This window comes from Microvirga sp. P4_G7, assembly GCF_056401005.1.
The window spans coordinates 1-6,615 of sequence record NZ_JBFUKD010000163.1 but is presented as its reverse complement, the minus strand read 5'-3'; the positions used below and the strand labels follow the sequence as shown (position 1 = coordinate 6,615).

General features: G+C 59.0%; 11 protein-coding genes. 7 read left to right on the top strand and 4 right to left on the bottom strand.

Going from position 1 to position 6,615, the window contains the following annotated elements; genetic code table 11:
• A partial coding sequence (locus tag AC1DT3_RS09520; protein ID WP_477465013.1) for an energy transducer TonB family protein occupies positions 1-492 on the top strand: 492 nt, incomplete at its 5' end.
• A 12-nt stretch (positions 493-504) separates the two neighbouring features.
• Here AC1DT3_RS09520 and AC1DT3_RS09515 read toward each other — a convergent pair.
• The 3 genes from AC1DT3_RS09515 to AC1DT3_RS09505 form a co-directional block, all read right to left on the bottom strand.
• Entirely contained in the window at positions 505-684 is a 180-nt protein-coding gene (locus tag AC1DT3_RS09515) for a hypothetical protein (protein ID WP_477465012.1), read from the bottom strand.
• Between the two features lie 49 nt (positions 685-733).
• Positions 734-1,375, bottom strand: a complete 642-nt coding sequence (locus tag AC1DT3_RS09510; RefSeq protein ID WP_477465011.1) for an acyl-homoserine-lactone synthase — start codon at positions 1,373-1,375, stop codon at positions 734-736.
• Between the two features lie 99 nt (positions 1,376-1,474).
• Positions 1,475-2,215, bottom strand: coding sequence for a helix-turn-helix transcriptional regulator (locus AC1DT3_RS09505; protein ID WP_477465010.1), 741 nt, complete (start codon positions 2,213-2,215; stop codon positions 1,475-1,477).
• Positions 2,216-2,329: 114 nt separating this feature from the next.
• On the opposite strand from AC1DT3_RS09505, the gene AC1DT3_RS09500 reads away from it, so the two are divergent.
• Complete coding sequence (locus AC1DT3_RS09500; RefSeq protein ID WP_477465009.1) at positions 2,330-2,743, top strand: helix-turn-helix domain-containing protein; 414 nt, start codon at positions 2,330-2,332, stop codon at positions 2,741-2,743.
• A gap of 27 nt (positions 2,744-2,770) precedes the next feature.
• On the opposite strand, the gene AC1DT3_RS09495 is transcribed toward AC1DT3_RS09500, so the two are convergent.
• Entirely contained in the window at positions 2,771-3,757 is a 987-nt protein-coding gene (locus AC1DT3_RS09495; protein ID WP_477465008.1) for a YihY/virulence factor BrkB family protein, read from the bottom strand.
• A 164-nt stretch (positions 3,758-3,921) separates the two neighbouring features.
• Here AC1DT3_RS09495 and AC1DT3_RS09490 point away from each other — a divergent pair, with 164 nt between their 5' ends.
• From AC1DT3_RS09490 to AC1DT3_RS09470, 5 genes are all read left to right on the top strand, one after another.
• Positions 3,922-4,464 carry a hypothetical protein gene (locus AC1DT3_RS09490; RefSeq protein ID WP_477465007.1) on the top strand — a complete coding sequence of 181 codons (543 nt, stop codon included), beginning with the start codon at positions 3,922-3,924 and terminating at the stop codon, positions 4,462-4,464.
• A gap of 12 nt (positions 4,465-4,476) precedes the next feature.
• Positions 4,477-4,869, top strand: coding sequence for a phage holin family protein (locus tag AC1DT3_RS09485; protein ID WP_477465006.1), 393 nt, complete (start codon positions 4,477-4,479; stop codon positions 4,867-4,869).
• Positions 4,870-4,877: 8 nt separating this feature from the next.
• Positions 4,878-5,252, top strand: coding sequence for a DUF3618 domain-containing protein (locus AC1DT3_RS09480; RefSeq protein ID WP_477465005.1), 375 nt, complete (start codon positions 4,878-4,880; stop codon positions 5,250-5,252).
• Positions 5,249-5,917 (top strand): hypothetical protein, encoded by a 669-nt coding sequence (locus AC1DT3_RS09475; RefSeq protein ID WP_477465004.1) that lies wholly within the window; start codon positions 5,249-5,251, stop codon positions 5,915-5,917. The genes AC1DT3_RS09480 and AC1DT3_RS09475 overlap by 4 nt, the downstream gene beginning before the upstream one ends.
• 382 nt (positions 5,918-6,299) lie before the next feature.
• Positions 6,300-6,615 (top strand): response regulator (locus tag AC1DT3_RS09470; protein ID WP_477465003.1); only part of this gene is annotated, 316 nt, incomplete at its 3' end.

Here is a 6,615-nt window from a genome sequence, read left to right as displayed (position 1 = left end):
CTGCCAGATCTTCCGAGCCCGGTGGTTCTTCCCGTCCAGCCGGAAGTGAAGCAGGAAGAGAAGAAGCAGGACGAACCTCCGCCGAAAAAAGTCGAAACAAAAAAGCCAAAGGCGGTTTCGAAGCGCTCGGCGCCTGCCACGTCGGCGCCGCCGCCGTCGCCTGCACCCGCCCCCTCGACCCGTTCCGCATCGGTCGCTCCGGGGACGACAGTCGCGTCTCCGGAAGCAATCGCATCATGGCGCGGACTTCTCGGTAGCCATCTCAATCGGTTCGCACGGTTTCCGCCCGGAGCGTCTCCCGGAACAGTCGTCGTCAGCGTGAGGTTGGCGCCCGATGGACAGGTTCTTTCGACCAAGGTTGCAACGAGTTCCGGGGAACCGAGCCTCGACCAGGAAGCAATTGCCATTTTTCAACGCGCAAGCCCTCTTCCGGTGCCCCCGCCGGGCGCAGCGCTGAACTACGTCTTGCCGTACCGGTTTACCCGGCGCTGACCTCGCAATCGGTCAATGACGTCTTTCACCGTCCGATCTTTGCGCCAGAGTGAGGCGCACCGCACCCGTCGCTTCGATGTCGAGGACGGCTCTGATCGTCTCAGGGTTTTCGAACAGGTGCATGAAAGCGAGAAGGCGTAGCCGCGTCACCGGTTGCAGCCGCGCAACCACATCGACGACTGTTTCTGCCAATGCGTCGACCAGATCTTCTCGTAGAGATCTCTCGCCTGGTGGGAGTTTGCTAGGCTGCTGCATAGGGCACCTGATCGGTGACGGGGTTGCTGAGATTGTGACGGATCAAGGATGGCCCGTTGAAGCCTGCCAATCGTTTCACGCGGGCGAGACTGGTCTCGGAGACAGCGATCGAGGCCGCGATGCAAGCCTGTCCTTCGACAACGACAGGTAAGCCAAGTGGGCGCACCTTGAAGCCGACCTGTTGCCAGCGCGGCAACCACCACATTTCGACGACGGCAGTGACTTCGCTAATGCCTTCGTCGAGGCAGAACTCCTGCAGCGCCGCGAGGAGACGGCAATCCGTTCGGCCGATACGCCGTTCCTTTACGACGAAATAGCGGGTCCATTCCCAAATGTACGGAGCACGCGGAATTCCACGTGTTGCCAAATGCGGGAACACTTCGCTGATCATGTGCGGAAGAATGGTCGGGTAGAGCCGCTGACCACCCACGAGGCGCTCGCCGTCCACGGCGAGCAGATAGACGGCATTCGCATTGTCGTAGGAATCGATATCGAGGCCATCAGCGCGCCTGATCCCCTCCCATCCGCATTCCTCGACGAAGACCTGATGACGGAGCCGATGAAACTCTCGGATATGGTTCTCATACCGATTTCGATTTCCGCTCGTCACCACGTGGATGGCTGTCATGGGAACCCCCTGTTGTTTGGTGGGGGTAGTTTCGTCTGACGATCCGGGTCGCGGTATTGTAGGAAATTACAGGTGCCTTACTTCGCTCCACGGCTACCGTTAAAGCCCGATCAGCCTGTTCTGCAGGGCGCGGGCGACGGCCTGCGTCTTGTTTGCGGCACCGAGCTTGTCGCACGCGCTCACGATGTGGGCCGTTACGGTGCGCTCCGTGATGCCGAGGATCTCGCCGGTCAGGGCGGCGGACTTGCCGGCTGCAGCCCAGACGAGAGTCTCCTTCTCCCTGTCGGTCAATAAATCCGCCATGCGCTCGAAAGATTGAGGGCGTAGGATCTGCCGGGCTCGCTCAAATGCATACATGGCCATGAGATGAATGGCTGGCTTTGTGCGGGACGACAGGTCGAGATCGATCCCGCTCATGGACAGGCAGGCCTCGTAGCCGTTGATCCCGTGGACCGGCAGGCAGAATCCCTTCTGCATGCGAAAGTCGATCGCACGGTCCATGACCTCGGCCGCCCGTCTCTCCTTCTTGCGATCGAAAGGCGCTTCTGACCATTCGAAGGGATGAACGGTGTTACGGCACAGGCGGATGATCGGATCGTCCCTTACGTAATCCTCAGAGCTGTAGATCTGGAACCACTCAGCCGGCCAGGCTTTCAGGAGTACGACCTGCTCGAACTTTTCCCGTGGTCGTGGAAGCCCCGTGACGATGAAATTCTCGAAGCCGAACAGGGAAAGCGTGCGCCCCAATGCGTCTACGATCTCCTCGGGTCCAGACAGCACATCAAGGCCCTCGATGAAGGTAAAGGCCTCGTTTGCATGGTCGAACGTGCGGCTCGCCACAGAGCATCCCCGAATGAGTAATGCAATTATTAATGGCATAATGTGATAATGCAACGTCTAGTTATGGCCGGCGTTTGCTGATACAGGATCCAAAAAAGGGTGGAGTGACCGTCTGTGGAGAAAAAAGCGCCGAGCTCGATCGACAAGCACATCGGGGTGAGGGTCCGGCTGAGGCGAAACGCTGCTGGAATTAGTCAGGAGAAGCTCGCTGACGCACTCGGGCTGACCTTCCAGCAGGTTCAGAAATACGAGAAAGGGACCAACCGGATCGGTGCCGGGCGTCTCCTGAGCATCGCCACTATCCTGGGCGTCAGCGTGGAGTATTTCTTCGAGGGGTTGCCCGACCTTCCGTCGAATGGTGCCGCCCGCAACATGATCCAGGAATTTCAGTCGCTTCCTGACAGCGACCGTCTGGTTCGCGGATTTCTCAAGCTGAAAGACGAGGAGGCCCGTAGGAAGGTCACCGACCTGGTGGAATGGATGGCGAGCGCCGGTCAACCCGAAGCACGCCGCGACAGGCCGACCTGACGGTACCGCACGATAGGCGGTTCGCGCCTATTCGGCGTGGGATTCGCCAATCGTGTCGGCCATCGTGGCGCCTCTGTCGCCGAGCGGTTTGTCCGCCCCGATTGTGCTGTCTTGTGTCGTCTGATGCTCCATCTGCGCATTCAGCTCGGCCCCCACAAGAACGACCCACAAGGACAGATACATCCACATCATGACGCCGATAACCGTGCCGAGTGAACCATACGTCGCCGAATAATTGCTCCAGTTCGCCAGATACCAGGAGAACGTCACGGAGCCGATCAACCACACGCTCGCGGCAAAAAGTGCTCCTGGGGTGACCCAGCGCCATTTGGCGTCTCGCCGGCTGGGTCCGAAGCGATACAGGATGGCCAGGGCAAAAATGGTGAATGCGAACATCAGAACCGTCGGGAGGACGGCGAGCAGGATCTCGCCGATCGGTCCGAGGTCCAGGACATTGACCGCGATGGGCACGCCGACCATCAGGTTGATCAGGATGACGAAGAAAACGATCGCGCCCCCAGTAAAGATCAACGAGATGAGGACCCGCCGGGAAAAGCTTCGCTTTTCTTCCTCCTCATAGGCCACGTTCAAGGCGTCGAACATCGCGCGCATGCCGCTGCTGGCGCTCCATAAGGCGACCACAAGCCCACTGATGAAGCCGAAGCTGAGGGTAGCGGTGTGTTTCTCGAGGAGCCGCGTCAGTTCACCGGCAATGAGATCGAGCAAATCCGCCGGAACGTAGCCCTTCAAATCGGCAAGGCGGTCGGCGATGCTGACCGGATCCGCGACGAGACCGTAAAGGGAGACGAGCGCGGCGAGGGCCGGGAAGAGAGCGAGAATCAGAAAGAAGGTCGTTCCTCCCGCAACAGTCCCGACGCGGTCGGCGAGAACCTTGCGGATCACCCGATGGCCAATGTCCCGCCACCCGAGAAGGGGAATCTTGCCCGGGGTCCGGGCCGATCGTCCACGTCCGTCTTCGGTGCGGTCCAGCGCTCCGGAAGCGACATCGCTCATCAAATCATCCGCCCATCCGCTTGAGAACGCCACGATGGCGCGAACGTTGCACGAATGAGGCTTCGCGCAGTGATTTTAAACGCTATCTTGGCAGTATTGAAGAAGGCCGGGAACCCGCTGTGTCTCAAGCGGTTACTTCCTCGCCAATCATGAAGAGGTGAACGATGGGCGCCGGACAGCGGAGCGACAAGGACATGGAGGACAAGGGCATGGAGACCGACATGGGCGATCCCGCTGAATGGGGCGAGTTGAAAGAGGATGTGAGCGAGCTGGCGGACGAGGCCGTTTCCCGCGGCCGCGATTTCCTTTACGCCGCGCGAGAGCAGGCGGCAGGCTATGCGGAGGATCGAAAAGACGATATCGCCCAATCCGTCGCAAACTTCGCCAATTCTTTGCGGGATTCGACACGCGACTTCGATGACCGACCCAATATTCGCGCCGTCGTGGACAGTGCAGCCGAGGGGCTCGATCAACTCGCGGAGTCGATTCAGGACCGCAGCGTTGCTGAGATCGTCGGCGAGGCCGAAGACTTCATGCGTCGGCATCCGGTCGGCGTTGCCGCCGTTTCCGTTGCTCTCGGCTTTTTCGCCGCTCGTTTCATCAAGAGCACGGCGCGCCAGCTTCGCGAGGACAATGCGAGCGAAGCCCATCGAAATGAAAAACGTCTTGTCCATCGTGAGAAGCCGCGATCGAGCAAGCGGGGTTGATGGAGATTCGTCATGTCCGAAAACCCTCAAACCCTACAGTCGCTTTTCGGCGATATCCTCCGCAACGCGAGCGATCTGGCGCAGAAAGAGTTTGCCCTGTTCCGGGCCGAGATGAACGACAATATCCGCTTGATGTTCACCGGCATGGCGATGATCGTCGCCGCGGCGATCTTCGCTATCGCGGCGCTCATTCTTTTCACGAAAGCGCTTGTCGATTGGTTGGCGACGATCGTGCATTCGGATGCTCTGGCCGCGCTCATCGTAGGCGGCGTCATGGCTCTCGTCGCAATCGCGTTGGCCCTCCTCGGTCGTCGATCGATCGCGGCCTTTTCCGTCACACCGAAGCGTACCTTGAAGGCCATCAAGCAGGATGCGGACGTTCTCTCCGAGAGGGCGGCTGGATGACGCGAGAGATGGATGAACTCGAACAAGACATCGCCAAGAGCCGTGCCCGGCTGGACCAGACGATCGATCGATTGCAACGGCGCCTCACCGTGAGCGGTGTCGTCGACGATGCATTGGGCGTCGTGCGGGAAACGCCGTATGCACCATACTATGATCGCGCCTTGTCGACGATCCGAAACAATCCCGTGCCCGTTCTGCTTGTCACGGCCGGAATCGGCTTGTTGCTGCAGAGGTTGACGCGCGAGGCGAGAAAACCAGATCGCGTCGACATGGCGAGTCCAGCTGTCGATGCGACCATGGACGAGATCCGCGACGAATTGAAACATGTCGGACAGGTTTCACGCCGATCCGATCTTGATCCTCTCAAAGGAGACACCCCATGAGCGACGCGAAGCAGAACGGCAACAAAGGGACGAGGACCGACACATCCCATAAGATTTCTGCGGGCACATCGGTCGGCCAAGTCGGCGAATCTCCGATGCCGCAATCGCCCAAGACGGACGAAGAATCGATTGTCCAGGCTGCCCGAGAACAAGTGCGTGATGCTGCGGAGAAAGTGCGCGAGACCGTTYAGGAGACGCAGGACGCCGTCAAGAACAGAACCGAGCATGCGCGGCAGAGAGCCACTGAGCGTTATGAGCAGGCCTCGGATTGGGMGCATGAAAAAGTCGACCGCGCGACCGCATGGGCGGAAGACGCCTATGATCGCAATCACGACCGTCTTCACCGCGCCCGGGTGACCTCGGGCCAGGCCTTTGGGCGAGCGAGAAGCGATGTGAAAGATTACGTCGCGGAGAATCCGCTCGTGGTGGGCTTGGTGGGCCTGGCGGCAGGCGTTCTCATCGGTGCGCTCATCCCGCGCAGTCGGCGCGAAAACCAGGCCTTCGGCGAATGGTCGGACGAGGTCCGTCGCCAGGGACTTCGCTACGCGCACGACATGACCAAGCGCGGTCGCGAATATATCGACGAGACCTTCAATGGAGACGATCCGAGGTTCAGCCGCCATGACAGCGAGTTCGAGACAGAACCAAAGCCGCGACGGCAGTAGGCCTCAGAGAGACGAGAAGGGCGCCAGCAACGGGGTTGGCGCCCTTTTTTTTCTAATGGCTGTCGTGCGCAAAGCACATTGCTTTGCGCCGCTTGTCGACGAGAGTCAGTATAATTTTAGGTTCTTGAAGGAATTGACGCGCGGATTGCACAGTAAAGCTTAGCCATTAAATATACCGAAGTTCATTTCTGACTACTCTTCGTGGTAACTTAACCTTAACCAAAGCCGCGTATAACAGGGAAAACGAAGTATATGGAGGAACTCTCGCAGCTGAATTCCGTTCTCCACATGTTCGCGCTTATGAGAGGCGCTGCGGTTCAAGCGTGTGGGACGAGATCGGTCGCGGCGATGTCGTTGCGTATAAATCCTCGGAGTAAAAGGTATGCGTATCCTAATATTGGAAGACGACCCGTTTATCGCCCTGGACCTGCAGTCCATCGTTGAGGACGRCGGACATCAAGTCGTCGGAAATTTCAATTCCATCACCGATGCGCACGAACATCTTCACGATGACTTTGACTACGCTCTCCTCGATGTCGATGTCGTCGATGGGAAGAGCTTCGGCATTGCAGCAGAACTCATCAAACGCCGCATACCGTTCGCCTTTGTCTCGGCTTCCCGGCCGAGCGAATTGCCGCCCCATCTCAGCGCAGTCTGCTTCATTCCCAAACCCTTCGAGGAAAGAACGATCCTTAGCT

Coding starts and splice junctions, on each gene's coding strand:
- AC1DT3_RS09495 (WP_477465008.1), bottom strand. CDS start 3,757: ATGAGCGATGTCGCTTCCGGAGCGCTGGACCGCACCGAAGACGGACGT.
- AC1DT3_RS09510 (WP_477465011.1), bottom strand. CDS start 1,375: ATGACAGCCATCCACGTGGTGACGAGCGGAAATCGAAATCGGTATGAG.
- AC1DT3_RS09490 (WP_477465007.1), top strand. CDS start 3,922: ATGGGCGCCGGACAGCGGAGCGACAAGGACATGGAGGACAAGGGCATG.
- AC1DT3_RS09480 (WP_477465005.1), top strand. CDS start 4,878: ATGGATGAACTCGAACAAGACATCGCCAAGAGCCGTGCCCGGCTGGAC.
- AC1DT3_RS09485 (WP_477465006.1), top strand. CDS start 4,477: ATGTCCGAAAACCCTCAAACCCTACAGTCGCTTTTCGGCGATATCCTC.